The organism is Prosthecobacter dejongeii, assembly GCF_014203045.1.
GTDB lineage: Bacteria > Verrucomicrobiota > Verrucomicrobiia > Verrucomicrobiales > Verrucomicrobiaceae > Prosthecobacter > Prosthecobacter dejongeii.
In genome coordinates, this window is sequence record NZ_JACHIF010000008.1 from 1 (window position 1) to 25,435 (window position 25,435).

21 protein-coding genes and 1 tRNA gene are annotated in these 25,435 nt (G+C 53.3%); 16 read left to right on the top strand and 6 right to left on the bottom strand.

Annotation, left to right across the window (positions count from 1 at the left end; genetic code table 11):
• Positions 1–147: 147 nt before the first annotated feature.
• The 7 genes from ffh to HNQ64_RS17135 all read left to right on the top strand — a co-directional run bounded on the left by ffh (position 148) and on the right by HNQ64_RS17135 (position 9,524).
• Entirely contained in the window at positions 148–1,560 is a 1,413-nt protein-coding gene (gene ffh, locus HNQ64_RS17105) for a signal recognition particle protein (RefSeq protein WP_184210870.1), read from the top strand.
• Between the two features lie 232 nt (positions 1,561–1,792).
• Positions 1,793–5,251 carry a response regulator gene (locus HNQ64_RS17110; protein WP_184210872.1) on the top strand — a complete coding sequence of 1,153 codons (3,459 nt, stop codon included), beginning with the start codon at positions 1,793–1,795 and terminating at the stop codon, positions 5,249–5,251.
• Positions 5,248–6,078 (top strand): CheR family methyltransferase, encoded by an 831-nt coding sequence (locus HNQ64_RS17115; protein ID WP_184210874.1) that lies wholly within the window; start codon positions 5,248–5,250, stop codon positions 6,076–6,078. Before HNQ64_RS17110 ends, HNQ64_RS17115 begins: the two co-directional genes overlap by 4 nt.
• A complete protein-coding gene (locus HNQ64_RS17120) occupies positions 6,075–6,671 on the top strand; it encodes a chemotaxis protein CheB (RefSeq protein WP_184210876.1) in 597 nt (198 codons plus the stop codon). The genes HNQ64_RS17115 and HNQ64_RS17120 overlap by 4 nt, the downstream gene beginning before the upstream one ends.
• Entirely contained in the window at positions 6,668–8,197 is a 1,530-nt protein-coding gene (locus tag HNQ64_RS17125; RefSeq protein ID WP_184210878.1) for a response regulator, read from the top strand. The genes HNQ64_RS17120 and HNQ64_RS17125 overlap by 4 nt, the downstream gene beginning before the upstream one ends.
• Before the next feature lie 222 nt (positions 8,198–8,419).
• A tRNA-Glu gene (locus tag HNQ64_RS17130) sits at positions 8,420–8,494 on the top strand.
• Positions 8,495–8,780: 286 nt separating this feature from the next.
• On the top strand, positions 8,781–9,524 hold the full coding sequence (locus HNQ64_RS17135) for a tetratricopeptide repeat protein (protein ID WP_184210880.1): 744 nt from the start codon (positions 8,781–8,783) through the stop codon (positions 9,522–9,524).
• A gap of 444 nt (positions 9,525–9,968) precedes the next feature.
• Here HNQ64_RS17135 and HNQ64_RS17140 read toward each other — a convergent pair whose 3' ends face one another.
• A complete protein-coding gene (locus tag HNQ64_RS17140) occupies positions 9,969–10,658 on the bottom strand; it encodes an RNA polymerase sigma factor (RefSeq protein ID WP_246431093.1) in 690 nt (229 codons plus the stop codon).
• Positions 10,659–10,751: 93 nt separating this feature from the next.
• Between HNQ64_RS17140 and HNQ64_RS17145 the strand changes: the two genes are divergently transcribed.
• The 3 genes from HNQ64_RS17145 to HNQ64_RS17155 all read left to right on the top strand — a co-directional run bounded on the left by HNQ64_RS17145 (position 10,752) and on the right by HNQ64_RS17155 (position 13,814).
• Entirely contained in the window at positions 10,752–11,600 is an 849-nt protein-coding gene (locus HNQ64_RS17145; RefSeq protein ID WP_184210881.1) for a PIG-L family deacetylase, read from the top strand.
• Positions 11,601–11,711: 111 nt separating this feature from the next.
• Positions 11,712–12,725, top strand: a complete 1,014-nt coding sequence (locus HNQ64_RS17150) for a hypothetical protein (protein WP_184210883.1) — start codon at positions 11,712–11,714, stop codon at positions 12,723–12,725.
• A 174-nt stretch (positions 12,726–12,899) separates the two neighbouring features.
• Entirely contained in the window at positions 12,900–13,814 is a 915-nt protein-coding gene (locus HNQ64_RS17155; protein WP_184210885.1) for a PfkB family carbohydrate kinase, read from the top strand.
• Between the two features lie 31 nt (positions 13,815–13,845).
• On the opposite strand, the gene HNQ64_RS17160 is transcribed toward HNQ64_RS17155, so the two are convergent.
• The 3 genes from HNQ64_RS17160 to HNQ64_RS17170 form a co-directional block, all read right to left on the bottom strand.
• The gene (locus HNQ64_RS17160; RefSeq protein WP_184210887.1) at positions 13,846–14,658 is read right to left on the bottom strand and encodes a hypothetical protein; all 813 of its coding nucleotides are present in this window, start codon (positions 14,656–14,658) and stop codon (positions 13,846–13,848) included.
• 18 nt (positions 14,659–14,676) lie between these two features.
• Positions 14,677–14,985 (bottom strand): hypothetical protein, encoded by a 309-nt coding sequence (locus tag HNQ64_RS17165; RefSeq protein WP_221305483.1) that lies wholly within the window; start codon positions 14,983–14,985, stop codon positions 14,677–14,679.
• A 121-nt stretch (positions 14,986–15,106) separates the two neighbouring features.
• Positions 15,107–15,886 carry an NIPSNAP family protein gene (locus tag HNQ64_RS17170; RefSeq protein ID WP_184210891.1) on the bottom strand — a complete coding sequence of 260 codons (780 nt, stop codon included), beginning with the start codon at positions 15,884–15,886 and terminating at the stop codon, positions 15,107–15,109.
• A gap of 152 nt (positions 15,887–16,038) precedes the next feature.
• Between HNQ64_RS17170 and rpsT the strand changes: the two genes are divergently transcribed.
• The 6 genes from rpsT (at position 16,039) to HNQ64_RS17200 (ending at position 23,740) form a co-directional block, all read left to right on the top strand.
• A complete protein-coding gene (rpsT, locus tag HNQ64_RS17175) occupies positions 16,039–16,311 on the top strand; it encodes a 30S ribosomal protein S20 (RefSeq protein WP_184210893.1) in 273 nt (90 codons plus the stop codon).
• Between the two features lie 144 nt (positions 16,312–16,455).
• Complete coding sequence (locus HNQ64_RS17180) at positions 16,456–17,370, top strand: aldo/keto reductase (protein ID WP_184210895.1); 915 nt, start codon at positions 16,456–16,458, stop codon at positions 17,368–17,370.
• Positions 17,371–17,396: 26 nt separating this feature from the next.
• Positions 17,397–18,368, top strand: coding sequence for an AraC family transcriptional regulator (locus HNQ64_RS17185; protein WP_184210897.1), 972 nt, complete (start codon positions 17,397–17,399; stop codon positions 18,366–18,368).
• A 145-nt stretch (positions 18,369–18,513) separates the two neighbouring features.
• Positions 18,514–22,122, top strand: coding sequence for a hypothetical protein (locus tag HNQ64_RS17190; protein ID WP_184210899.1), 3,609 nt, complete (start codon positions 18,514–18,516; stop codon positions 22,120–22,122).
• Positions 22,123–22,322: 200 nt separating this feature from the next.
• Positions 22,323–23,207: an alpha/beta hydrolase gene (locus HNQ64_RS17195; protein WP_184210901.1), complete on the top strand. Its 885-nt coding sequence runs from the start codon at positions 22,323–22,325 to the stop codon at positions 23,205–23,207.
• 8 nt (positions 23,208–23,215) lie between these two features.
• Positions 23,216–23,740, top strand: coding sequence for an SMI1/KNR4 family protein (locus HNQ64_RS17200; RefSeq protein WP_184210903.1), 525 nt, complete (start codon positions 23,216–23,218; stop codon positions 23,738–23,740).
• On the opposite strand, the gene HNQ64_RS17205 is transcribed toward HNQ64_RS17200, so the two are convergent.
• A complete protein-coding gene (locus HNQ64_RS17205; RefSeq protein WP_184210905.1) occupies positions 23,728–24,624 on the bottom strand; it encodes a cation diffusion facilitator family transporter in 897 nt (298 codons plus the stop codon). The two genes, HNQ64_RS17200 and HNQ64_RS17205, sit on opposite strands and share 13 nt — an antisense overlap.
• 105 nt (positions 24,625–24,729) lie before the next feature.
• On the bottom strand, positions 24,730–25,353 hold the full coding sequence (locus tag HNQ64_RS17210) for a DUF2238 domain-containing protein (protein WP_184210907.1): 624 nt from the start codon (positions 25,351–25,353) through the stop codon (positions 24,730–24,732).
• Positions 25,354–25,435 lie beyond the last annotated feature (82 nt).

Sequence of the window (25,435 nt, forward strand, 5' to 3'; positions counted from 1 at the left end):
CCCCGCAAAAAACGCCCCTGGATGGACGCCATCTTTAGCAAAATCGAGACTCTAACCGCACCTCTGGTCTACTCTACTGCATAGTCCGGGTTCAATCCCTGCTTGCGACACAAGGGAGAAGCACCGATGTATAGAGCTTCCCTTTCCATGTTTTCTGCACTCACTGACAAACTCGAAGATGCCTTCCGTAAACTGCGCGGCCTGGGCAAGATCAGCGAATCCAACATCGCTGATGCGATGCGGGAAATTCGCCTCGCCTTGCTGGAAGCAGACGTGGATTTCAAAGTCACCAAAGACTTGATCGAGGCTGTTAAAACTCGGGCTTTGGGGGAAGAAGTCCTCAAGACAGTGACCCCAGGACAGCAAATCGTTAAAATCTTCCATGACGAATTGGAAAAGATTTTGGGGAGTGCGGCTGACTTGGATCTAGGGCCACCGCAGCGCATCTTGATGGTTGGTTTGAACGGGGCAGGGAAGACTACGACCTCCGCAAAGTTGGCCAACTGGCTGAAAAAGCAGGGCAAGCGTCCCTTACTCATCGCTCTGGATCTTTATCGGCCTGCAGCGGTGACTCAGCTCCAGGTCCTAGGCCAGCAACTCGGCGTACCCGTATGCGTGCCAGCAGCAGGTGAGACGGATGTTGTTCGTGCGACACGGGCTGCTTTGGCCTGGCTAGAGCAGCAGGGCAGTGGCGTTGCCATTTTCGATACCGCGGGTCGCCAGGAAGTGGATGAAGCCCTGCTGAGCGAACTCAAAAAAGTGCGGGATCTCGTAAAGCCTAACGAAACCCTGCTGGTAGCCGATGCGGCCACGGGGCAGCAGGCCGTCGCCGTCGCCTCGAAATTCCATGAGACGGTGACGATCACTGGACTCATCATGACTAAGCTGGATGGGGATGCCCGTGGTGGGGCCCTGCTCTCCATGCGCCAGGTGACTGGGCGTCCTGTCAAATTTATCGGTGTAGGTGAAAAGGTGGACCAGTTGGAAGTCTTCCATCCGGACCGCATGGCTCAGCGTATTCTCGGCATGGGAGACGTGGTCTCTTTAGTGGAGAAAGCCGCGCAGGAAATTGACGAAAAAGACGCCATGAAAATGATGCGTCGTCTGGAGGAAAATAAATTCGACTTCAATGACTTCCTCGGGCAGTTGCGCTTCATGAAAAAGCTGGGACCTCTCGAAGGTCTGCTCGGCATGATCCCTGGCATGAACAAGCTGAAAGGCATGCCAGGAGTGGATGATAAGCGCATGAAGCATGTGGAAGCCATCATCCTTTCCATGACGCCTAAGGAGCGTTCCAAGCCTGACATCATCAATGGCAGCCGCCGCAAGCGCATCGCCAAAGGCTGTGGGCGCCCCGTCGTTGAAATCAATCAACTGCTCAAACAATTCGAAATGATGCGTGGCCTCATGAAGAACAAAAGCGCCATGGCCCAAATGGCAGGTGGCCTTTTCGGCGGTGGCGGCTCTGGGGGCATGCCTCAGTTACCGAAAGGCATGTTGCCTGGTGGTAAGATGCCCAAAATGAGCAAATTCGGCAAAGGCTTTCGTCTGGGAGGCTAGTGGAAGCGCACGCACCTGCGAAGCTAAACAACACGGCAGCTTGGCCTTTTTTAGGGCCATGCTGAATGCCGGTGCAACTCCCGATAAGGATGGTTCGCCCCTTTCATTCATCATTGAAGGGCTCACCTGACGCGGATCTGTCTAAGGTCATTTAAATGTGAAATCGAATTGCGGCCTTGGACGGGCTTCCGACAGTGCCCAGCGTTGCTGAAAAGGTCGGTACCCCATCCCTATGCCCGAACAAGATTCCCTCACTGCGCAGATTGTTTCCTCTGGCACCAAGCGGCGTGCTGCCTCGGGCCTCCCCCTTTTTATTGGGTTAGGTTTCGTTTTGGCCTTTTTCGCAGCCAGCGCAACGATTGCGTATTTTAATATTCATACCCTGCGCGAGATGACCGGTAAGGTGAGTCATACTCATGAGGTCATTGCGACACTGGAAAATGTGTTTTCGCTGATGAAAGATGCGGAAACTGGCCAACGGGGTTTCCTACTCACCGGAGACGAAAAGTACTTGGAGCCCTATACTTCTGCTTTGGCTCATATCGAAGAACGGGTGGCCGATATTGATAGGCTGACGTCTGACAATCCGGACCAACAAGCTCGCATCCCTTTCATCAAGACTCAGATCGAACTCAAACAAAAAGAACTGGCCGAGACGATCACCATCCGGCGTGAGCAGGGATTTGAAGCAGCAAGGGCGGTGGTGTTAACAGATCGCGGTAAGTCTGCGATGGATGCGCTTCGAGATCACCTGGCCACGATGCAGCAAGAAGAGCGAAAGCTTTTAAAAGAGCGTTTTGAGGAGAAGGAGGCCGCCTTTCGCACTGCGGTTCAAAGTGGCTTGGTTTCAGGATTATTCGGGGCTTTGTTAGCCGTCGTTGTTACCATTCTCCTTCGGCGTGCAGAGCTAGCACGCTGGCAGCAGGCGTGGTTGCAGTCCGGTGAGGCCGGACTGAGTGCCAAACTGATCGGTGAACAAAGACTGTCGGGGCTAGGGGAGAATGCTTTGCAATTTCTTTGTCAGTACTTGGGCGCACAGGCTGGGGCTATTTTCATCGAAGAGGGAGGCACCTTTAAGCGTTCGGCGACTTACGCGGTGCCGTCATCGACCAGTCTTCCTGAACGCTTTGCTCCAGGGGAAGGTCTTTTGGGGCAAGCCGTCAAGGACGCCCGCCCTTTCCTGGTCAGTGAAGTTCCGCCAGGTTATCTGGCCATTGGTTCAGCCTTAGGGGCGGATCAACCACGACATCTGCTCATCGCGCCGGCGCTGGTGGATGGCGGCGTGATCGCGGTGCTCGAATTGGGATTCTTCCATCCTGTTCCTGAAGCATCTATCGAACTACTGCTGCGCACGGCCGAGTCGGTTGGGGTGGCTGTTCAATCGGCCAAGTCGCGGGCTCGCATTGAAGAATTGCTGGAAGAAACCCAACGCCAGTCTGAAGAAGTACAAGCCCAGAGTGAAGAGCTTCGCGTTTCTAATGAAGAATTGGAAGAGCAGAGTCAAGCTCTCCAAAGAACCCAGTCTCAGCTTCAAGAGCAGCAGGCCGAACTGGAGCAGACAAATCTGCAACTCGAGGCGCAGACGCGACAGTTGGAAGCTCAAAAAGACGATCTTATCCAAGCTAAACTGGGGCTGGAAAGTCAAGCGCGTGTGGTTGAACAAGCTAGCCGTTACAAGTCGGCCTTCCTGGCCAACATGTCGCATGAACTGCGCACACCGCTTAATTCATCGCTGATTCTCTCTCAACTGCTGGCTGAAAATCGTCAGGGAAACCTCACGGAAGAACAGGTAAAGTATGCGCGCACCATTCAGGGATCAGGCAATGACTTGCTCGCCTTGATCAACGATGTGCTCGATCTCTCAAAGATCGAGGCAGGGCGGATGGACCTTCAAGTGCAAAGCCTCGGCGTCGCTCAGTTGCTAGACAATCTGCGAGCGCAGTTTGAGCCGATTGCCAATAATCGGAAACTCGCGCTGCGCTTTGATGTGGCTGCTGGAACACCGCCAAGCATCCAAACCGATACCCAGCGGCTCGAACAAGTGCTGAGGAATCTTCTATCGAATGCTCTCAAGTTTACTGAAAACGGGGAGGTAGCTTTAGAAGTTGCCGCTTTCGGCCCAGGGCGTGTGGCATTCTCGGTCAAAGACACTGGCATCGGCATCGAACTGGAACAGCAGCGCATCATTTTTGAGCCTTTCTGCCAGGCTGATGGAACGACGAGCCGCAAGTATGGCGGCACGGGCTTGGGACTTTCAATCTCTCGGGAACTAGCGCGGCTGCTGGGCGGGGAAATTCGTCTCACGAGTGAAGTGGGGCGCGGCAGTGTCTTCACCGTCATTCTTCCTGAGAACTTGGAAAACAAGGCTCTTTCTGCTCCCTTGGTGACGGCGACACCCGCAATTTCGCAGCCAGAGAACCCGCCCACTCCCAAAACACCTGCTGTCTCGTATGAAAGCGTTTCTTCATCCACATTTCAGGATGACCGAGACAACTTAAGCCCCAAAAAACAGGTCATCCTCGTGATTGAAGATGACATGGTTTTTGCCGAGATTCTAGCCCAACTGGCGCGGGAGCAAAACTTCCAATGTCTAGTCACATCCAGTGCCCATGAAGCACTGGAGTTGGCACGGAAACACCTGCCAAATGCAGTGGTTTTGGATGTCGGATTGCCGGATGGCTCGGGTCTTTTTGTGCTGGACCGGCTCAAGCATGATGCGCGTACCCGGCATATCCCGGTGCACATCATTTCGGGCAGTGACTATGCTGAGAAAGCGATGGCTATGGGAGCTGTGGGTTACATGATGAAGCCCGTCCCTCGTGAAAAATTGGCAGATGCTTTTCAGGATCTCGAGCGGCGTCTGACACATCGCTTGCGAAGTGTGCTGGTGGTGGAGGATGATCCTGTGCAGTTGAGTGCTTTATGTTCACTGCTGACATCTCGTGAGGTCGAGGCAATAGGCGCTCAAAGTGCTGCGGGCTGTTTGGAACAACTCAAAAGCGGCACCTTTGACTGCATGGTTTTAGATCTGAGCTTGCCAGATGCGAGTGGCTTTACTCTTCTGGAAAAGATCAGTGCCGACGAAACTTATCCCTTCCCCCCTGTGATTATCTACACGGGGCGTGAACTGAGTGTGGATGAAGAGCAGCGTCTGCGGCGATATTCCAAATCCATCATCGTGAAGGGGGCCAAATCTCCAGAACGACTTTTAGATGAAGTGGCTCTATTCCTTCACCAAGTCGTCTCAGAACTGCCTGCGGAGCAGCAACGCATGATTGAGAAAGCCCGTAGCCGGGAAGCTGCGCTTGAAGGCCGACGCATTTTGCTGGCTGAAGATGATGTGCGCAATGTCTTCGCCTTGACCAGCCTTCTTGAACCGCTCGGACTCACGATCGAGATTGCAAGAAATGGCAAGGAAGCTTTAGCCGCTTTGGATCGTACACGCGAATCCAACTCCAAAATCGATCTCGTGCTAATGGATATCATGATGCCCGAAATGGACGGCTTGACTGCGATGCGTGCGATCCGGCAAAAGCCAGAGTGGAAAAAGCTGCCAATCATTGCGCTGACAGCTAAGGCCATGCCTTCAGATCACCAACAGTGCTTGGCTGCCGGGGCGAATGATTATTTAGCAAAGCCTTTGGATGTGGAGAAGTTGCTCTCCTTGGTGCGAGTCTGGATGCCACGATGAAAACTGACCTCGCCCAGACCGAAAGTATCGAACTGCGTCTGCTCGTGGAAGCGATCTTCCATAAATATCATTATGACTTTCGTGATTATTCGGAAGCTTCCCTCAAGCGGCGTTTGATCCAGGCGCGAGAACGCTTCAACTGCAAAAGTTTCTCAACCCTACAAGATCGTGTTTTGCATGAGCCTGAGATGCTGCCTCAATTGCTGAATTATCTCACGGTTCAGGTTAGCGAGATGTTTCGTGATCCTTCGTTCTATCAGATCCTTCGTGAACAGGTTGTGCCGCATCTGCGCACTTACCCCTCGCTTAAAGTGTGGGTGGCGGGGTGCAGTGCAGGCGAGGAATTGTATTCTTTAGCGATCTTGTTTCGTGAAGAAGGCTTGGAGGAAAAAACCATTTTTTACGCGACCGATATCAATACCGATGCCCTCAGAAAGGCTGAAGCGGGGATGTATGATCTCGACCGCATTCCTCTCTTTACGGCAAATCATCAACGTTCAGGCGGTAAGTCGTCGCTGTCCGATTATTACACGACTGCTTATGGGGCGGCTGTGTTTGATAAATCACTGCGCAAACGGACGGTCTTTTCAGATCATAGCCTCGCTTCTGATGCTGTCTTTGCCGAGGTGCATTTGGTTTGTTGCCGCAATGTGCTGATTTATTTTAACCGCGAGTTGCAGGATCGAGCCATTGGCCTGTTTAAAGATTCGCTCGTACGTAAAGGGTTCCTTGGACTGGGGGCCAAAGAAAGTCTGCACTTTTCGGCCCATGCAGAAGATTTTGTCGAGTTTTCGCGCAACGAACGTCTTTACCAAAAACGCGGATGAACGAAGCCCCGGTCCGTGCAAAAATTCAAGCTCTTGTCATTGGCGGTTCCGCAGGGGTCGTGGGTGCCCTATTACAAATCCTGCCCGGACTGCCAAAAAACTATCCTTTAGCAGTGATGATCGTGGTCCACTTACCTCCTGACTGCGACAGCACGCTTGCGTCACTGCTTAACAATCGCTGTCAGATCCCGGTGAAAGAAGCAGAGGATAAGGAGCTGATACGCCCTGGCATCGCCTATTTAGCTCCCCCTAATTATCATTTGTTGGTTGAACCTGATTTTCATTTGTCGCTATCACAGGAAGAGCCTGTTCATTTTTCACGCCCCTCCATTGATGTCCTGTTTGAATCCGCATCTGATGCTTATGGGGATTCACTTGCTGGGGTCATTCTCACAGGAGCAAGCAGCGATGGCGCGCGCGGTTTACGTGCGGTCTGCGAGTCGGGCGGTTTGGCCTTTGTGCAAACACTTGAGAGTGCGGAAGCCTCCACCATGCCTCGTGCCGCACGAGCTTCCTGCCCGGCTGCGCGGATGATGGACCTCGCTCAACTCGCCGTCACTTTGCAAACCGAATTTTCCCCCTCCTTGTCGTGACGAAGCCGACCATAAAATTTCTACTGGTGGATGATCTGGATGCGAATCTACTGGCTCTGGAGGGTCTGTTGCGACGCGATGGACTGGAACTCTTGAAAGCGAATTCAGGCCCTGAGGCTTTGGAACTCCTGTTAATTCACGATGTCGCACTCGCATTGCTTGATGTGCAAATGGCAGGCATGGATGGTTTTGAACTCGCCGAACTGATGCGAGGAACGGAGCGGACACGTCGTGTGCCGATCATTTTTCTCACTGCCGGTGCTGTGGACCAGCAGCGCCGGTTTCGTGGCTATGAAGCTGGAGCGGTGGATTTTATTTTTAAGCCTATCGAAGCGCACATCCTCCAGAACAAAGCAGGCATCTTCTTTGAGCTAGCTCAGCAGCGCGAAACGCTGCGGCAAAGCGCAGAGGAAGCCCAAGCCGCCAGTCGAGCGAAAGATGATTTTCTCGCTGCACTCAGCCATGAACTACGGACACCTCTAACACCTGTTTTGATGAGTGCCGCCTCACTGCAAGAGGATTTGCGACTTCCTCTCGAAGTACGTGAACAACTAGCCATGATGCGGCGGAACATTGAGCTTGAAGCTCGTCTGATTGATGACCTGCTTGACGTCACACGCATCCAGCGTGGTAAGCTAAGCATTGAACCAGCGCCTGCCGATATCCACGAACTGTTGCGGCATAGCGATGAAATCATTCGCAGCGATGGCCTGAGTAAACAGGTGCAGGTGATCTTCGATCTCAAAGCCGTTCGACACCATGCCCTCGCGGACACCACTCGCTTGCATCAAGTCTTTTGGAACTTGTTGAAGAATGCTCTCAAGTTTACCCCAGCAGGAGGTACCGTGACTGTGCGCACGCGTAATGATGCTGAAGACAGACTGATCCTTCAGGTGGAAGACACCGGTGTCGGCATCAGTAAAGATGCATTACCGCTCATCTTTGACGCCTTTGAGCAAGGAGATGCTGTAGGGCAGCATCGCTTCGGCGGTCTTGGGCTAGGGTTGGCGATTTCAAAGGCCATTATGGAGGCTCACGGTGGAACGATCCACGCTCACAGTCCTGGCGCAGGGCAGGGGGCTACTTTTACCATATCGTTAGCCACAGTGAACGCCCCGACCGTGCCTGTTAAAAGTCCCGTGCAAGCATCGGTGGCACCACAGGCCCTTCATCTACTGATCGTTGAAGATCACGGTGCCACGCGCACGATGCTTGCTCGTCTTCTAGCCAATGGAGGGCATCAGGTCACCCTAGCTGCCACGATGGAGGAAGGATTGACTGCATTCAGCAAGCAGCATTATGACGTCGTCATCAGCGACCTCGGCCTGCCCGATGGAAGTGGACTGGATTTAATGCGTGAACTTCGCCGTCAACGCCCCGTCCATGGTATCGCCCTGAGCGGATACGGCATGGAAGAAGATATTCGCCAGACACGGGATGCGGGCTTTTCAGCGCATCTTGTGAAGCCTGTGAGTATTGACCAACTTCGTCTTCTCCTCGCACAAGTTCCCACGGCAGAAAGCTGAGGACACAGGCGCAACTGGGGAACTTTTCTTTATCCGATTCCATTCGATGGATGTGAGCTGGGTGAGTCAAGACCTGATTGGCACATGCAGCCATGAAGGCATCAAAAAAGGACAACTTCAGAGATGAGTGAGGAGAAACGAAAAAAGATTTCAAAAAACGACAAAAACCACTTGCACGGATGATGGAGCCGCGCATTATATCGGCCCGCTCAAACTGAGCATGACCCCTTCGTCTAGCGGTTAGGACACATCCCTTTCACGGATGCGACACGAGTTCGATTCTCGTAGGGGTCGCCACTTCTCCCAGGTAACTGCGGGAGAGGTGAGGAACCCAAAGGGTTTTAATGGGATCGAAAAGAACGTTTTTTATAACTCTGCACAGTTGTCTTGCCTCAAGCGCTTCATGCTTGCAGTCTGTCTTTAAAACGGTGAGGCCATTAGGTCTGTTTGCATCTATGCGAAGGATCTTGGAATCGGCATCATGGCAATTTTAAACACTTATTGTTAGGTGTGGATGTTGGCTTCTGACACTATCAATTTAGTTTCCTTCTCTCTGGAGTTATGTTAATAGGGGAGGACTCTGATGTCGTCTTTCTCCGGTGATGGTGTCACCCCAGACATACACCCCTCTGAGCAGATCCTGCAGCACTTAGCTGGAGCTAGGCAGTGGGAGAGACTGTTGCAAGTGGCCAGATTGCGGTTGGAACAATTGCCGGATGACCACACAGCTCATCGGGCGGCTGCGTTGGCTCTGATCCGTCTTCGGCGTGCTGGAGAAGCTGAAGTTTATGTGGCCCATCTCCTGCGCGAAGATCCTGAACATGATTATCACCATGAACTTGCGGCGTTGGTGGCGATGCAGGGCGGGAACTTCCGAAAGGCTCATGACCACCTGAGGGCAGGTCTGGCTGTGGATCCTGACAAGGCGGCTCTACACCGCTTGATGGCAAGTATCCAAGGTGTGTTGGGGAACTCTGCCGAGGCTCATTGGCATGCTAGACGGGCTCACGAGTTAGGGGGAGATACGGAGTATTCGTGGCTGGCTCAGGAAGTTGTTTGGGAAGCGGATTTTAAAGATCAGGCGTCCTTGCAGGCGAGGATTCAGTCCCTCGAAAAGGCTCTGGAGCATGCACCTGAAAATGCTTTTTTACTTTGGCGGGTAGGCCGTCTTTTATTGCGCATGGAGGAGCCCGCGGCAGCCTTCATTTGGCTTGGTAGGGCCGTGGCAGCAGATCCGTTTAACAAGGCGGCCGTCGAGGACTGGCGTGAAGCCTATGAAAAAAGCATGGGATCTATCGCGCCTTGTCATTTCCTTGGCGTTCCTTGAAGGATGCTCAGGCAATCCTTCAAGCACTACGATTGCGCCCTGATATCCTGAGACACGTCATCAGTCTGGGACTGATTGGGCTGCTACATTTTCCGTGGTGGCTTGTCTCCTGGGTCTGTCTCGCTCCTCTGGGAGGTCTAATGAGATACTTCATGTTAGTGCACCCCGCTTTTGATTTGCGCTGGGCTTCGCGACGCTGGCTTTACGGACGTTCAGAGGCAATTCGGGCCACGTTCATGTTTGCTTCATCACTGCTCGTGCTAGCTGGAGTATGCTTGATTTTACCCTGGCATTATCCTGCAGGGTGGCTTGCAGTTGCCGTGCTGCAAGTGCTGATTCAGATGCAGCTACTCCAGGAGTCGATTCGCACTCGAAAAACGAAGTGGCCTAGACTGCCTTCAGCATGGTTAGATGCCGCGTAAGTGAAAAGTGTAACTCCGTGCTTTATGAGTCTTCACCCAGATAAGCGGCAAGATGCTTGCGCAACTCAGCACGGGCACGGAATAGGAGGCTCTTGACGGCAGGGAGGGACATTTTCAAAATGTCGCAGATCTGCTCGTAGGGCAGTTCTTCGTGGCGGCGAAGTACCACGGCGAGTCGCTGTTTTTCTGGAAGCGCCGCGATGGCTTTATCCAGGGCCTGTTCCAGTTCCTCTTGTTGAGTGATGAGATCCGCCGCCGGCGCTGTGTGGTCCGCATATTGCTGGGGCGTGTGATCATCATCTTCCTGCTCTAGAGGGATTTCTTTGCGGCGGGAGCGGCGACGCGTTTCGTTAAAGACGAGATTCCTTAAAATGGTGAACAGCCAAGTGGTGAATTTGGCGGAGGGTTCATATCGAGGCGCACTTTTCCACACTCGCAAAAAAACTTGTTGGGCAATGTCGTGGGCATCTTCAAGGCTACCGAGCATGCGGAAGGCAGTGCCGATGACCGTGTTTTGGTGCAGTTCGACGAGTTTTTCAAAGGCCTGGATGTCCCCATCCTTCACGCGCAGCATGAGACGTACATTTTCTTCATCATCAGAAAATGCATCTTCACCCGCCACGCTGGAGGCGGGTAGGGCAGAGGTGTCGGGCCATTCCGGTTCCGGCATGACGAGGGTGGGCAATAGGCTCGCGACGCTAAAGGCGGTCATCCACGCTATCAACCACGCGCATGGGGGTTGGTTGCAGATTTGTCATGAGGGACTGTATTTGCATCTGAGCATAGTTTGCGCTTTAAGAGTGGCGTGACCTTCCGCCACCCCAAACACGACGTCTTCATCCCTGATCAAACCGACCCCTGGACTGCGCTGCGCCGTGTGACGCACCTTGGCATCGTTTCCCACCAGGATGATTTGGAAATTGCCGCGTATCACGGCATTACGGAGTGTTTTCATAGCAAAGACAAGTGGTTCGGCGGGGTGGTCGTGACCGATGGCTCCGGAAGCCCGCGCCGTGGTCCTTATGCGGACTACACGGATGATGAAATGCAGAAAGTGCGTTTGGTGGAGCAGCGCAAAGCTGCCTTTGTGGGCGAGTACAGCTTCATGGCGCAGCTGGGCTATCCCAGCGAAGACGTGAAGGAGCAACGCCATGGCCCTGTGGTCGAGGATCTGAAATTCATCCTTGAGCACTGCCAACCCCAGATCCTGTACGTTCATAATCCCTGCGACAGGCACGATACCCACGTGGCCACTTTTCTGCGCTGCCTGGAGGCCATCCGTGCGCTGCCAGTGGAGATGCGCCCAAAAAAAGTTTATGGCTGTGAGGTCTGGCGCAAGCTGGACTGGCTGCTGAGTGACGATAAGGCCATGCTGTGGGTGGATAAATATCCGCATCTGCTGCGCCCTCTTCTCGGGGTTTTTGACAGTCAAATCAGTGGGGGAAAGCGCTATGACTTGGCTGAGGAAGGGCTTCGTCACGCCAATGCGACTTACTTTGATTCCCACACCACAGACAAGACGAGTCTGCTGACCTTTGCTATGGATCTCACGCCTTTGGTCGAGGATGACCAGATTGATGTGCAGGAATACACTTTAAATTATGTGCGTCGTCTGGAGGCGGATGTGGCTCAAAGGTTGAAGAAATTCATTTAACTTTGGTTTTAGCCATTCTTTTCCGCCCTGTCTGAAGAAATGGCATTGACGCTAAACCTGCGTCCCGGCTAAATTCATAATTCTGTAATATTTGTCGTTTCCCCCGTCACCATGAGCGAATCCGAAAACACGCCCACTCCGCCACCGCCCAGCACACCCAAGACTGCCGCTGTGCCCCTGAAAAAGGAAACCGTGCGCATCACCCTGCGCTCGCGTCCAGGTGCCGGAGCCACAATGCCACGTGAAGCCACGGCTCCCGTGTCTCCCGTCTCGATGGGCATCGCTCCCCCAGACATTACGCCGAAGCGTTCTACGGCACCCATTCAGCTACCGTCTGCACCGCTGCCCCCGCCAGCACCGAAGTCAGCCACGGCTCCCGTGAAGCTGCCACCTGCACCGATGGATGTGCGCAAAACCACCTCCGCTGTGCCGGTGGTTTCTTCTCCTGTTCCTAGCGCGCCGCCACCTTCCATGCCCGTGCCACCAGCACCGCGGCCTCTGGGTGCACCACCAGCGGCGACTGTGCCTATGGCTGCGCCTCGTCCACCTTCGGCTCCAGGGGCACCTCCTATCGCTCCTGGCGCACCTCCCATGGCAGGCGCTCCACCGCGTGCACCAGGTGCTCCTGCAGCACCCGTGGCACCAGGCGCACCTCGCATGGAAACGGGGGCTACGACAGCGCCCTTGAAGACCATGCCGACGCGTCCAGCAGTCAGCGCTCCTCGCACTCCTGGCACGGCACCTTTGGCGGCAGGACCTGGCGCAGGCGCAGGTGCTCTCCCCAAAGCTACGGTAAAACTTCAGCAGACTCAGCCCATGGCTCGTCCGAGCATCTCGGCTCCGCCTAGTGCTCCCGTAAAACGCACAGCGGCTACGGATTCCCAACAGTTCTATGAAGAAAAAGATCCTGAGGAAGGCCTGATGCCACTCTCAGTCGCGTGTTTGCTTGCTTCCGTCGTTCTTCTGGTCATCCAGATGTTCGGTAGTGACCGCATTTCAGCCAGCGCAGATTCCCCAATCATGGTGCCGCCTGCGGTTCCTGTGAAATGGGAAAGAGCTCTGCCAGACGGTTCTTGGTCCAATGAGTTCATCTCCGGCGGCCATCTTCCTGCCCTCCCTCAGTAAGATTGAGGCCGTAAGTTTTCATTACTCTTAACTTTTGTCCCTTTCTTTATGATTCTCGCTTGGGTTGTTTTTCTTCTCTCTGTTGCGGTCCTCGCTCTTAATTTCATCGCTAAGAGCGGTGGTGCAGGTCTTTGATGTTTGTTTTTTAGGGTGCGGAAACGCATCAGGCTGTTTGTGACTTTTACTGCTGCCACCACTCCTATCATTGAGGTGATAGGAATCGGTGCGGCGACTCAAGATGATCTTTGGTTAGTACCTGAGTTCAGTGATCAAGAGGGTGTCACAGAGGCTTTCCAGCATTTACAGATGGGCGGTGGTCCTGTGGCCACCGCTCTTTGCGTACTAGGTTGTCTTGGCAGATCTGCCGCGCTGTTTGACGTTGTCGGCGGCGACACTGCTGGCCAGCGGATCATGGCTGATTTACAGCGTCATAAAGTCTCGACGGAAGCCATCGAGCTCCTGCCGACAGCGATCTCGGCTCAGGCGGTGATTCTGGTACGAAAAGGAGATGGCGCGCGCCAAATCACATATTTGCCTTCCAATGCAGGAGAGCTAAAGCTTCAGGATCATCATCGCGAACGGATCTCTAAAGCTCGGCTGCTGCATATCAATGGGCGCCACGAAGCAGCCGCGAGGCAGGCTGTGAAGTTAGCCACGGAGGCGAATGTATTAATTTCCTTTGACGGTGGGGCGGGACGCTACCGAGATTCTATCCGGGACTTGGTTCTTCGAAGTCATATCCGCATTGTTTCCTGGCAATTTGCGGAAGCTTTTTGCCAAACGTCTGACGTGGAAGAAATGTTCCTAAAACTACTGAATCCACCGGCTCTAGTGGTTGTGATCACCCAAGGAACCCAGGGAAGTTGGCTGGCAATGCCCAACGGATGGCGCTTTCACCAACCGGCCTATTCGGCTTCTCCCCTGTTGGATAGCACCGGTTGTGGGGATGTGTATCACGGTGCTTTTTTGCACGGATGGTTAGCTCAGTGGACTCCGCAGGAATGTTCGGACTTTGCCAGTCTTCTCGCGGCAAAAAACGCCGAGGGATTGGGGGGAAGGCGAGTCTGTGAGCTACTCGCGTGTGTGTAACTCGCAGACTCTAAAGACCTGACTTCTAAAACTACTCGTGCTTTTTAACTTCGTTTTCGGCAAGCAGCATCTGGCCTTTGAGGTCGGCTATTTGCTTGTTGATCGAGTCCAACCGATTCTTGAAGTAGAATTTTTTTGAAGGTGAGGTGGCAGCAGCAGATTCTGTCTCTGTCTTTTTAAGTTCCTCTTCCAGGTAGGGAAGTTCCTTTTTTAGCTTTTCGAGCTGCTTCTGCGCTGCTGAGAGGAGGTCTGTTTTTGAAGCTGCCACAGGAAGTGAGGAGGCTGTGATGGTTGGCACACTTGAGGTGGCGGCCGTAAGGGTCGCCGTCTCAGTGGGCCCGCCTATGGGCATGCCAAAACGAAAGCGCTCCTTCAGTTCTAGAGGCAGCATATCTGGAGTGAACTTGGAGATCCCTTCCGAATGGCTGATCGTTGTGACATCTTTATCCACTTTCTCGACGCGAGCGTTGCGCAGACGAATCCCGTTAGGGAGGATTGGATCATTCAAGACGAGGCCTGCGGCATTGCTGCGAGAGTTTTCGATGGCCTGCTCAAAATCACGACGGGCTTGTTCTTCACCCAGACGCAAATCAACGATTTCTTTGCGAATACCTGCTGCATCTTTCTGCATGATATTTAAAGCCGTAAGCAGAGCGACAGCTTCACCGCGTACTTCGATGTAGGCCTTCTGTTTTTGAATCAGAGACTCAAGGCTACCGATCTGTTCTGTTACGGCAATCAACTCTTTATTGGCATCATCAATCTCGGTGGTGTGATAGATGCCGTAACCGACGCCCATCAGCGCGATTAATAGCAGAACATAAATAAGATGCTTTCCTTCCATGGGTCCGTAAATTTAAAGTTAGCGAAATTGAGTGAGGTAGCGGGACATTTCCTGTTTCACCGCTTCGACTCTTTTCTGAGCAGCTTCTTTGTCTGCCTTAAGTTGTATGTTTTCAGTCTTCTGTCTTTCAAGCAGGTGTTTGAGCTCGACGACGTGACTTGGTTGAGTGTTTTGATAACGGCCCAGATTTCCTGTCGCTAAAATTTCGCTTTCTAGCTTTTTTGACTGGCCTTGAAGCTCCATCATGGTCAGGCGCTTTTGCTCTGCTTCGTAGATGATCTGAGATTTTTTTCCACAACTTGTGGTGAACGCTAGAGCGAGAGTCAAACAGACTCCCTGTGTTATCTTGAATAAGAAGTCTTGATGAGACATTGGAAATTCATTAGGTTTGATACGTGTTTTGGCAAGGGATTTTCGTTGCCGCTGACGTAGGTTTTTCGTCGGATATTCAGCGAATGGGAGAAAAGTCTGTGGCGCGTAGGTAGATGCTTTTCACGCCATCTGGTTGAGGAAGGGTGAGAGATCCGTCTTTCTCGCTTTCACTTTTCGCCTGGATCCATTCTGGGTCCGCCCGGAAGGCGGTGAAAGAGGTTTTGCCGGCTTCTTGGCTGGCGTGAGATAGGATGTAGATGAGTTTGATGTTTTCATCTTTTTGCCCCTTAGCAGGCACCCAATAAGCGACATGATCCATGCCATGTTTAGTGAAAAGGGCCATGGTATGATTTTTGAAGCGAGAATGCAGGGAATCTAGCTTGCCGACGGGAGTGGTGTAAGTGCGCAGTTCAAAAACGCGATCCTTGGCAGCTTTGCCCAATTTGATCAGGGGGGAATAATCGGTGCTGCTCAAAAACACAGATTCCGGCGGTCGGGCGAGGATCTTGCCTTTTTCCTCACTGGCTTTTCGCGCCGCCTGCCATTCAGGATCTTTGCCGAAATTGGCAAAGGCATTCTTCGCGCCTTCCACGCTTTCATGTTTGAGAATGTAAATCAGGGTGTTTTCGGCCCCGTCTTCTTTAGCTAGGGGCACCCAATATCCAATATTGATGATGCCATGTTTCTCAAAAAGACGGCAGGTATGGTCACGAAAACGGGCCAGGAGGGCATCCAGTTTGCCTTCGTTGGTTGTATAGATACGCATTTCGTAAACCTCAGCGGCCGCCGACTGAGCAAGCGCGAGGGTGGCGATCACGAAGGAACTGAAAAGGGGGAGCAAGCAGCGACGGGTCATGACAGTGGAAATTCTAGGTTTCTCATGAGTCTTACCGCTTAACGAATCATTTGTGACAGCAATTATTTGGAGCGAAGCAGTTGCAGATTCCAGTTTGACAGTTTTAAAAGAGTGCTCTATACACTCCGCCCTCTCTCTCAGCAGACTTTTATATGGCTAACATTCGCTCTTCAGAAAAAGACATCCGCAAGACCGCCAAGCGCACGGCGGCCAATCAATCCGTGAAGAGCCGCATTCGCACGCTGCGTAAGAAAGTTCTCAGCGCTATCGAAAAGGGCGATTCCGCTGCTGCTAATTCCAGCCTCAGCGAATTTTCTGCGGCGACGGACAAAGCTTCCAAAACTAAAGTTCTTCACAAGAACACTTCTTCCCGTCTGAAGAGCCGCCTTGCCCTCAAGGTGGGTGCTCTGACCAAGAAGGCTTAATTCGACTTTCGCTTTCGTTTTTAAACACCCGCCTTGCTTGATCGCAGGCGGGTTTTTTGTGTTTATGGCCAAGTCTAGAGAACTTGAGTGGCAGTGCATTTTTGCGTTTTCAAATGCTCGGTTACCCTTTTCAATCGCTGCCTCATGATTCCCCGTGTTTTTTTGGCCTCAAACAGTCCTGCTTTTTCCCGTCTTGTTTATGGTACTTGGCGTTTTCTGGATGACCCAGCGACAGCCCATTCCGATGACCTTTTAAAGCGTCTTCATGCGTGTTTAGAGCTCGGGATCACCACGTTAGACACCGCCGAGATCTATGGACTCTATCGTGTCGAGGAATTCATCGGCCAGACTTTGAAAAAAGAGCCTGGTCTGCGAGAGAAATTTGAGATCGTCACCAAATCCGGCATTTACGTGCCTTGTGATTTTCACCCTGACCGGAAAGTGGCGCATTACAATGCCACGGCAGCCCGAATCGTGAAAAGCGCCGAGAAATCTCTGCGACTGCTGGGCACGGATTATCTGGATCTCTTGCTGGTGCATCGGCCGGATTGGCTCACCTCAGCCGATGAAACGGCGGAAGGGCTAAACCGTTTGCTCAAGGAAGGCAAGATTCGCAGTGCAGGCGTTTCTAACTACAATGTGCATCAGTTTGACCTGCTCAATTCAAGGATGGATCAGCCCCTGGTTACCAACCAGATTGAATTCAGTCTGTTGCATATGGACCCAATCTATGATGGCACGGCGGATCAGAGTCAGAAGCTAGGATTCAAGCCGATGGCCTGGTCACCGCTGGCTAAGGGAGCCTTGATGAGTCCAGAAAACCCTGCGGGAGCTCGATTGCAGAAAAAAGCGGCAGAGCTCTCTGCCAAGTATGGTGGAGCGACGCTGGACCAGTTGGCTTATGCGTGGATTCTTGCTCATCCTTCCCAACCTTTACCGATCATTGGCACCAATAAAATTGAGCGATTGATCGCCACCGCGCAGGCCATGGACATTCAGTTGGAACGCGAAGACTGGTATGGCCTCTGGGAGGCTGCTCAGGGGCAAAGCATCCCTTGATGCCAAGCTATCAGCGAGCCTGAAGCATGAAAACGCTGCCTGTTGCGACCGCCGACTTGCTGGCGTTTTTAGCCACGCAGAAGCCGGAGATTTTTGATCTCTCAGGCCGCATTGATTCTCGGCGTTACTTGGGACGGCGATTTCCTGAGCCGTTACCTTTGATCATGAGCCTACAGCAGTATCCAGGTTACCGCCGCATGGTGGGAGAGAACTGGATGCACTGGCATGATTATTACGAGTTCTTTGTGGCTTTGAGCGGTCGTGGAGACTTTCGCAGTGGCAATGATCGCTTCCTGTTTGATCCGGGGGATGTCGTGTTGGTGGATCCTCTAAAAATCCACGGTGTCATGCGCATGGATGCCGCGCACACAGCTCTGGTGATGCTCTTTCCATCTCACTTGGTGGCTCAGGCGGGGGCTGTGGTGGATCAGGGGTTTTTACTGCCCTGGGATCGTCGGCGCGCTGGGGTGCTACCGCTTTTGAAGGTGGATCACCCTGCCGCTCCTGCGGTGCATGAGGCCTTGCTGCGTTTAGTGAAGTGCTGGTTTCATGCGGAGGTGGGAGAGGAACGATGGGTGGCGCTGAAATTTCATTTCATGGCCGTTTTGTTCCAAATGCGGCAGGCTTTTTCAGCGGCCTCCAGCCAGGGTTTAGCGACGACGGATCGAGCCGTGAAGGAGGAGCGGCTACGTCGCTCTCTGGACTATGTTTCGCTGCATGCGCATGAGTCCCTTTCCCAACCGGAAGCGGCCAAAGCAGCGGGCATGAGCACCAGTCGTTTTAGAGCCTTTTTCAAAGAGACCACGGGCTGGGGTTTTGCCCAATATGTGAAGGAGTTGCGAGTGGAGCGAGCGGCTAAGCTGCTGCGAGAGACGGATGATTCCGTGGCTACGATTGCCCACATGACGGGCTTTGCGGATCAGAGTCATCTGCTACGTTGTTTTAAGGGTAAATATGGGGACGCTCCTCTGGCTTATCGTCAGCGCCACCGTTCTTAAGGGGTGAGCGAAATATTCTAATCTCCAAGCGATTCGTTCAAGCGATCCAGATCACGATTTCTTATTTTCATTGGCACCAACCCAATCCGTGCCAATGACTAACAACTGGATACGACCTCTCCTAATGGCAGTCTGTCTGCCCTGTGTGCCTGCCTTTAGCCAGCAAGCGATCCCGGAATCTCCTGCCATCTGGCGTGAGGTGACAGGCGTGATTAAAAACTATTCAGGTGCGACGTATCTGAACAGCAGCTTCACCCGTCCTCACATGCCAGGTCTGCGCGTGACGCAGGATGGGCGTGTGGGCGTCATTGTTGAAGGTGGCGGCACGGAAGGTGGCACGCCGCGATTTGCGCTGATGATGCCTGAAAAGATGTCTCAGCCCTTTCTGCTGAATCCCGCAGGCTCTCACACGATGAGCAGCACAAGCTTCAAGTGGATGGACGGATTTGCCAGTGCCTCAGCCAGCCGTTTTCAATATACCGATGGGGTGAAAGGTGTGTCTCATGCCTGCATGTGGGATGATGCACCGCCGACGGTGAATGCGAGTGGGCAAGATGTGTATGACATCAAGCTCTTCGTCACCAGCAACACGACGGACCCCGTGACTGCGGATAAACGCACGCAGTTCTTTGTCACTCCGATCCGTGTGATCGTGAGCAATCCCAAGACGACGAGTGCGGCTATTACCTCTATTACCAAAACGGGGACGACTTTAGCAGGACCCGTTTACGCTTTTTCAGCCCAGGCGTTTGAGCCGATGGTGGTAGGAGATGGCCGTCTGCTCGTGGTGCGAGTGGGCGCTGGCTCCATGCCATGGACAGATCCGGTGACGGGTGTGGCCAAAGCTGCCCAGGGCTGTGATATCGTGTATTCCTATTACCCCACTGGGGCGACTGCAGATCCCGCTCAGTGGACGCATTTGATCCCCATCACGCATGCCCCGTACGACACACGGATTAACAATAAGTTTGGTTTCGCTCGTGCGCCATTTCGGGATACGGAAGGCAATCTCATTCCGGATGGAGAAGACATTGGAGGATCCTATCCCTGGATGGATCGCCATGCAAAGAACCTGATCATTGAGGCAGGCTTTGACCGTCTGCATTATCTCTCTGGCGGGAGCTGGAATAACAGCCGTTATCCCCAAACCGGTGTGCCTGAAGAAACCCCGATTTATGATGCCGAAGACGGTGGTAAACATCAGTGTCTTTCCATCATCGGCCTGTGGACCCATGGCAAGTTGGTGCAGTTTGATAACCTCAACAATGACATGGACTACGCCGTGGGGGCAGGGGATACCACCATGGGACCGCAGTCCCGCCTGGTTTCATTGTTCCTGCCTAACTCTGGCCCCTTAGGCACGGAGAATGGCAAGATCCGCTTGGGCTTCGGTCGTGCGACCAAGCAAATGCCGGTGGGAGAGAATGACAATGGTAACATCATTGATTCCCTGGAAAATCTCTTCAACTACCGCACCAAATTCATGCCCATCAGTCTCCGGGATGTGGCCTGGCCCATCACCAATGGCAAGCAGACCGATGAGCTGGCCTTCGATGATTATCTAGACCCAGACGCTTTCATCATCGCGAACATGAGTGGCTTGCTCACGTTTGTGAATTCTGGAACGGGTCAGAACTATTTCACTCATCACAGCGGGTGGAATACCTCGACGAATACGTTTTCAAACCCTGTGAAACTGCAAAACGCAGCCACCTCTTTAGCCACTAACTGGGTGGTGCCCAAGCATGGTCTTGTCATCGGTAATGGCCGTCTGGAGCCTGCCGCGACTGGCGGTGTCCATGGCAAGGGGTTTTGGATGAATGGCAGCATCGGCCTGGAATTCAATGTGCTGACTCAACCTCAAAGCGTGAGCGCGAAAGATTGGTACATCGGCATGTTTGTGGACTGCCGTACAGCAGATGATGCCGTGGAGCGCCACTTGGTTACTTTTCCAGATGGCACCTCCATCCGTCTCAGTGGTCGTCGTCAGCTCTTCTATGCGAACGCCGCAGGAACGGTGATCAATAAGATCACCCTGCCGCCAGTGAGTGTCACTACACCTGCCAGTGCCATGGATGATTTACTGCCTGATACCGGATGGGCGCACCTAGCCTTTCAAGTGCGGAAAAACGGCACGGAGGTGGACTTCCATCTCAATGGCATTCTGTATCATCGCTGGCAGGATCTTTATACCTCTCTCTTCCAACCCACTGTGGGTAAGCTGACGCTGGGCAAACCCGCAGGGAGTGCGGTCACTGGTTTCACCGGTTGGATGGATGACTTTAAAATGATCGCCCATGCAGTGGATTATGAAACAGCCTGCAATCATGCCGGCGGCACCTTGATCGGTCTGCCCGCAGCCTACACGGGTGAGTTTAAAACGAAGTTTGCCGATCGCTACCCTACCTGGGCACACGATGAAATCTCAACGGTGCTGAAACATAACGGCGAAGCGACACACCCGCGCTATGCGAACTTCTACAACTACCGGGCTGATAACGGAGTGCATCGTGGCAACATCCCCAGCGGCACCGTATCCCTGCGCCAGAGCATCCACTTTCCTGAAGGGCCATTGTTTTACAATGCACCGCGCCCGCATTCCGTGCAGAACCAGTTCTGTCTCACCTGCCATCACAGTGCTGGGCAGCCTGGTCTAGATCTGGATGCTATCACCTGGGATGACACCTTCAATGCAGCGGACGACAATCGTCGCCAGCCCATGCAACCCCCCAAGCGGATCCATGGCCAGATCCCTGCGGGTCTCATTGACAGCACGAACCAGCCTGCTGTGGCCACCGCACTGGCTGCCGGAGGTAAGCTGATCGACGAATGGATGCTGGCTGCCAAAACGGCAGCGCCGATCGTCCAGACTTTTACCGTCGTGGATGCAAACACTGGCAAAGATCTGATGCAGCTCACCGCAGGGGCCACGGTGGATCCTGCTCGCCTGGGTAGCAACAATCTGACGATTCGTGCCAACTTAAACAGTGCCCAAGGTGCCGTGGTGATGCAGTATGACACCGCAGCTACCAACTCGCGTCCCGTGCCACCTTATGCAGTCTTTGGCACCGATGGGAATCCGCTCCAAGGCGCGGTCTTGACGGCTGGCAGCCATACAGTCAAAGCCACACCTGCAGGTGGCACCGTGTCTTCCATCACGTTCACTGTCGCGGGTGGAGCCACTCGTGTGGTGGCGGATTATCGCGATGATTTCAAACCTGTGGCCCCGACGCCGGGCTGGAGCTACTGCTGGAATGCAGCCTCGGCGGTCAATGACCCCTCCGGTTACATTTCCCTTAACTGGAGCCCAACGGCCAACCGCTACATGTCCAATGGATTGGCCTTCCCAGATAGCACCAGCTTCTGCTCCTATGGTTCTTTGACCTCCACAGGTGGTCATCCTGGCAAAGGGTCCACTCAAGGAGCTACGGTGGACCGTTTTGCCATTGCTGGTTATACCGTAAAGTATGCGGGCTACTATGGGATCAATAGCAGCTACGTCACCCAGAGCAGTGCCCTCGGAAATGGGGGCCAAGTGGTGGTGTATAAAGATATGGATAACGGTGCCACCTTTACCAATACCTTCAGTGGAACCTATGCTCCTGCCAGCACGCTCAACTTCAATGGCAACGTCGGCTATCTAGAGCCCGGAGACACGATCTATGTCGGTGTCGGTCCAAACACCACCGATGGTAACGACGGATTCAGTGTGGATTTCAGCATCGTTTATAAGGAAACCGGAAATCCTTTGTGATGCTAAACGGGGGAGGGAGGCGTGGTTCACGGTCCGTGCTTCTCTCCCCTCTGTCTATTTAAGAAACTCGGCCCAGGCACCGAGTCTTTTCGTGATCACGCTGGGGAAGGGTGAGTCGAGGTTTTAACTGTCCTCTCACGAAGTTAAAAGTGTGTGACCTTTGAAGAAGCAAGCGGTGAGACCACGTAGTTAGCTGCGTGATGAAACTATTTCTCCTGGCTGCTTCCCTCTTACTGACATGCCTGCCTGCTTGGGCGCAGGTCATCCCCTCACATGTGAAGACTGGGGATGTGGTCTATGGGCGCAAGTTTGGCTTTGCATTGACCTTGGATGTCTTTCAGCCTGATAAGCCGAATGGCTGTGCCATCATCTACATGGTTAGCGGTGGCTGGGTGTCTGGTTATTCACCAAATACGCCGCCCATTTACGCCTCGTTTCTCGAGCGCGGTTACACGGTCTTTTCAGTGCGGCATGCCTGCCAGCCTAAGTTCACCATTCCCGAGATCACACAAGACATTCATCGTGCCATTCGTTACATCCGATACCATGCCAAGACCTGGAATCTCAATCCTGAAAAGTTTGGTATCAGTGGTGGCAGTGCAGGTGGGCATCTATCTTTGACCTTAGGCGTTCAAGGCGGTCCAGGAAATCCTGAGTCCAAAGACCCCGTTGATCGTGAAAGCAGCGCCATTCAGGCCATCGCTTGTTTATATCCTCCGACGGATTTTCTGAATTACGGAAAAACGGGCGAAGATGCCGTAGGAGTAGGTATTTTGAAGAACTATAAAGCTGCCTTTGGTCCTGAGTCCGATACGCCAGAAGGACGGCTACGTTTGGGCAAGGAAGTTTCACCAATCTATCGAATCACGGAGAAACTCCCACCTACTTTCATCATCCATGGGGATAAAGATGAGCTGGTGCCCATGCAGCAGTCACAGCTTTTTGTCGCGCAGGCCACTGCGGCAGGGGCCATCGCTAAACTTGTGGTTAAGCCGGGTGCTGCTCACGGTTGGCCAGATCGCCAGCCAGATTATCAACAGTTTGCTGACTGGTTTGACGAGCATCTGCGTGGGCTGAAAAAGTAAGCACCGCCATGATCGAAGCCGAGATCACCAAAATCGAATCTACCCTGAGTCTGCGATTGCCACCCGATTATCGCGGCTTTCTCACGGAAGAGGCAGAGTTGGATGGGCCGATCGATGACACCACCGCGCTACGTGACGCCGATGCGATCATCGAGGCCACGAAGGCATATCGACAAGGCTTTGAAGGTCTTCCCCCATGGCCTCCGCATTGGCTATATGTGGGAGATGAGGCGGATGCCTGCCCTTACGTGCTCGATTGTCAAAACGGCAGGCTCCTGCGCCTGGATAAAGGTAACCGTGAGCGGCCACCTCTGGCGGAATATCCATCCTTTGCAGACTTCGTGACTACCTGTGAAAAGGAGGATATTGAAGTGGATTTCCCGCCCGCCACTTGGCGTGAAAAAGCCCTTGGTTGGCTGGTGATGGCTATTGCCTTTTTGCTGGTCTTTGTGGTGCTGCCAGGTGTAGCCTTTGGGACCAAGTTGCTATACCGCTGGCTTATCTATGGAGAAGTCCCACGTTATGAGCCCTGATCATGAGTATGATGGTGGCCGTAGGGCTCCACATGCACGATGACATCTAGAAAGCGGCGGTCAGAGGTCAACAAAGCGCGCTGCACATCATGGCCGATCCGGTGCCCTTCATGCACACTCAGTAGGCCATCTACCTGCACATGAATGTCCATGTGGTAACCCAGGCCGGATTTTTTCATGCGCAGTTTTTCAATCATGCACACACCGGGTATCGCGGCACCGATAGCACGGGCTTCCAGGTACAGATCTTCCTGTGCAGCACCATCCATGGTTTCATGCAGCGTGGCTTTAAAGAGCTGTCCGCCATTGATGAAGATGATAATGCAGCCGACCAGAGCGGCCACATCATCTGCCATCTCAAAACCGTCTCCACCGATGAGGGCGATGCTGATACCCACCAAGGCTGCACCTGAGGTGATGGCATCCGCTCTGTGATGCCAGGCATCGCCTTTGAGAGCCGTGCTCATCGTTTCATCACTCTTCCTCATGGCGTAGCGGGACAGGCCCTCCTTGACCACGATCACCAGCACAAGCACAGGTAGCGTAAACCAGGCTGGAGAGGAATGCCGATGCATGATGTTATGAATGCTGTGGTAGGCGATCGTGCCGCCTGCCAAGAGCAAAGAGAGCGCAGAAAAAAGCCCGGCGATTTGTTCCGCTCGACCATGCCCATAGGGGTGATTTTCATCCGGTGGTTTCTCCGCCACCTTCAGTCCCACCACCACCATGAGAGAGACAAAGATGTCATTTACGGACTCAATACCATCGGCAATGAGCGCATACGAATGGCCAATAATGCCCACTGTCACCTTCACGCAAGCTAGCACCGCATTGAGCACAATGCTCCAAACGACGGCTTTAATGGCGACCTGGTTTTGGCTCATGCGCAAGGTGGGGGGGGAGGGCTGAGGCGAGTGCGAGTATCGGAATCTCTCTTGGATAAGTCAATCAAAGAAGGCTTATCATCGCAGGCCGGGTGGGCATTGATTCTAGAGCTTTACAGGAGAGCGCAATCGGATCCAGATGGCTGCCACGGTGGCGCCGATCAAGTTGGCCACTAGATCCCACCCCGTATTTTCATAACCCCCTACGTTCGTGTTGGGGATGGTGAGAACGGCGACGAATTCAATGACCTCGTTCAAGGCGCCAAAACCCACCCCAGCGGCAGCACAGAGCGTCAGCATGCCAAAAGTCGGTGGCAACTCCACCTGCCAAGCTTTTCTGAGAGAGGTGCTCAAAGCATGCCAACATAACCACGTGGTGATGCCAAATCCATAGGCATGGACGATTTGATCGTACTTCAGTTTTTCAGGGATTAGCCATAGGCTGTACAGCACACCATGCTGTCCTTGGAAAGACCACCCCTCAGGCACCGGAACCAGTCCTCCAGCCATGTGCATCATGCCCCAAAGAGAAAGGGCCCAAAGTAAAGGCGTGCTCAGTCCTACACGGCGATGCACCAGCGCCATCACCCCAATGAGGATGCACATGATGACGATGTAAAAGATGAACTCGCGGTTCCCCTTGATCATGGAGGCCGCCACCGCAGCCGCCATGTAGCCAGCATTGAATAAGAACAAGGGAAGCAGGCGCGGAGGTGGGGTATTTCTCATAGCTGCATGACATCATGAGCGACCTCTTCTGTCTAGCTACAGTTGACTTGAGGTCACAAAGATTCCCCGCTGATATCTAAAG

Excerpts from the sequence above, each read along its gene's own strand:
- ffh (WP_184210870.1), top strand. The coding sequence starts at position 148 with ATGTTTTCTGCACTCACTGACAAACTCGAAGATGCCTTCCGTAAACTG.
- HNQ64_RS17110 (WP_184210872.1), top strand. The coding sequence starts at position 1,793 with ATGCCCGAACAAGATTCCCTCACTGCGCAGATTGTTTCCTCTGGCACC.
- HNQ64_RS17115 (WP_184210874.1), top strand. The coding sequence starts at position 5,248 with ATGAAAACTGACCTCGCCCAGACCGAAAGTATCGAACTGCGTCTGCTC.
- HNQ64_RS17120 (WP_184210876.1), top strand. The coding sequence starts at position 6,075 with ATGAACGAAGCCCCGGTCCGTGCAAAAATTCAAGCTCTTGTCATTGGC.
- HNQ64_RS17135 (WP_184210880.1), top strand. The coding sequence starts at position 8,781 with ATGTCGTCTTTCTCCGGTGATGGTGTCACCCCAGACATACACCCCTCT.
- HNQ64_RS17140 (WP_246431093.1), bottom strand. The coding sequence starts at position 10,658 with ATGACCGCCTTTAGCGTCGCGAGCCTATTGCCCACCCTCGTCATGCCG.
- HNQ64_RS17150 (WP_184210883.1), top strand. The coding sequence starts at position 11,712 with ATGAGCGAATCCGAAAACACGCCCACTCCGCCACCGCCCAGCACACCC.
- HNQ64_RS17160 (WP_184210887.1), bottom strand. The coding sequence starts at position 14,658 with ATGGAAGGAAAGCATCTTATTTATGTTCTGCTATTAATCGCGCTGATG.
- HNQ64_RS17170 (WP_184210891.1), bottom strand. The coding sequence starts at position 15,886 with ATGACCCGTCGCTGCTTGCTCCCCCTTTTCAGTTCCTTCGTGATCGCC.
- rpsT (WP_184210893.1), top strand. The coding sequence starts at position 16,039 with ATGGCTAACATTCGCTCTTCAGAAAAAGACATCCGCAAGACCGCCAAG.
- HNQ64_RS17180 (WP_184210895.1), top strand. The coding sequence starts at position 16,456 with ATGATTCCCCGTGTTTTTTTGGCCTCAAACAGTCCTGCTTTTTCCCGT.
- HNQ64_RS17185 (WP_184210897.1), top strand. The coding sequence starts at position 17,397 with ATGAAAACGCTGCCTGTTGCGACCGCCGACTTGCTGGCGTTTTTAGCC.
- HNQ64_RS17195 (WP_184210901.1), top strand. The coding sequence starts at position 22,323 with ATGAAACTATTTCTCCTGGCTGCTTCCCTCTTACTGACATGCCTGCCT.
- HNQ64_RS17200 (WP_184210903.1), top strand. The coding sequence starts at position 23,216 with ATGATCGAAGCCGAGATCACCAAAATCGAATCTACCCTGAGTCTGCGA.
- HNQ64_RS17205 (WP_184210905.1), bottom strand. The coding sequence starts at position 24,624 with ATGAGCCAAAACCAGGTCGCCATTAAAGCCGTCGTTTGGAGCATTGTG.
- HNQ64_RS17210 (WP_184210907.1), bottom strand. The coding sequence starts at position 25,353 with ATGAGAAATACCCCACCTCCGCGCCTGCTTCCCTTGTTCTTATTCAAT.